Raw genomic sequence first — 1,416 nt, forward strand, 5'->3', positions numbered from 1 at the left:
TCGAGGGTGTCGTCGGCGGCGGTGATCGCGGAGTTTGATGAGCTCTTCGAGCGGCGGTATCCCTCGGGGACGGCGGAGTCGGCGGCGCTGTTGGAGCAGGTTTCGTGTTTTTCGCGGGTGGAGAATCGGGCGGTGGCGGCGCAGTTGGCCGCGGTGGGGGAGTTGTTCGCGTATCGGTTGTCGCGGTGTGCGGAGGCCGAGGAGTGGGCGGTGGATACCGAGGCGGCGGTGGCGGCCGAGGTGGCCGCGCAGTTGCGGATCAGTCAGGGGTTGGCGGCCAGCCGGGTGCGGTATGCGCGGGCGTTGCGGGAGCGGCTGCCGAAGGTGGGTGCGGTGTTCGCCGCGGGGGATATCGACTTTCGGATGGTGCAGACGGTGGTGTTTCGCACCGATTTGCTGACCGATGCCGAGGTGTTGGCGGCGGTGGATTCGCAGTTGGCCGCGGTGGTGGGGCGGTGGCCGGCGCTGACGGCGGCGCGGGTGGCCGCGCGGGTGGACAGGGTCGTGGCCGGCGTGGATGTCGATGCGGTGCGGCGGCGCCGGCAGCGTGCGGCGGGTCGCGAGGTGTGGATCGGCGACATGGGCGAGGGGCTGGCGCGGATCGAGGGTGTGCTGGTCAGCCCGGACGGGCATGCCCTCGATAAGCGGCTGGACGGGTTGGCGGCCACGGTGTGTGCCCATGATCCGCGTACCCGCGAGCAGCGCCGCGCTGATGCGTTGGGCGCGCTGGCCGCCGGGGCCCAGCGGCTGGGCTGTCGGTGTGGGCGCGCGGACTGCGCCGCGGGTGAGCGGCCCGCGGCCGGGCCGGTGGTGATCCATGTGATCGCCGAGCGGGCCGCCCTCGATAGCGGCGCGGGCACGGCCTCACAACTGCGCGCGGACGGGCTGATCCCGCCCGAGCTGATTCAGCAGTTGGCCGCCTCGGCCAAACACCTGCCGCTGGTGCATCCCGGTGACGCGCCCCCCGAGCCGGGTTATGTGCCCTCGGCGGCGTTGGCCGATTTCGTGCGGTGCCGGGATCTGACCTGCCGCTGGCCCGGCTGTGATTGCCCGGCGCTGGCCTGCGACATCGACCACACCATCCCCTACAGCCAAGGCGGGCCCACCCACGCCTCGAACCTCAAATGCTTATGCCGCACGCATCATTTGGTGAAAACCTTCTGGGGCTGGACCGAACAACAACTGCCCGACGCCACGCTGATCCTGACTTCCCCGGCCGGGCGGACCTATGTGACCACCCCGGGCAGCGCCCTGCTGTTTCCCAGCCTGTGCCAAGCCACCGCGGCGATACCGGCCCCCGAAGCCGACCCGCCCCCCGACTACTGCGGCCAACGCGCCGCCATGATGCCCCGGCGCCGCCGCACCCGCGCCCACGACCGCGCCACCCGCATCGCCACCGAACGCCGACACAACCGC

The 1,416-nt window shown here is 71.8% G+C and carries 1 protein-coding gene; it reads left to right on the plus strand.

The window, feature by feature from the left end; all coding sequences use genetic code 11:
* Positions 1-6: 6 nt before the first annotated feature.
* On the plus strand, positions 7-1,416 hold a 1,410-nt coding region (locus tag BST44_RS29110; protein ID WP_083180043.1), incomplete at its 3' end, for an HNH endonuclease signature motif containing protein.

It is taken from the genome of Mycobacterium scrofulaceum, from assembly GCF_002086735.1.
Taxonomy (GTDB): Bacteria; Actinomycetota; Actinomycetes; order Mycobacteriales; family Mycobacteriaceae; genus Mycobacterium; species Mycobacterium scrofulaceum.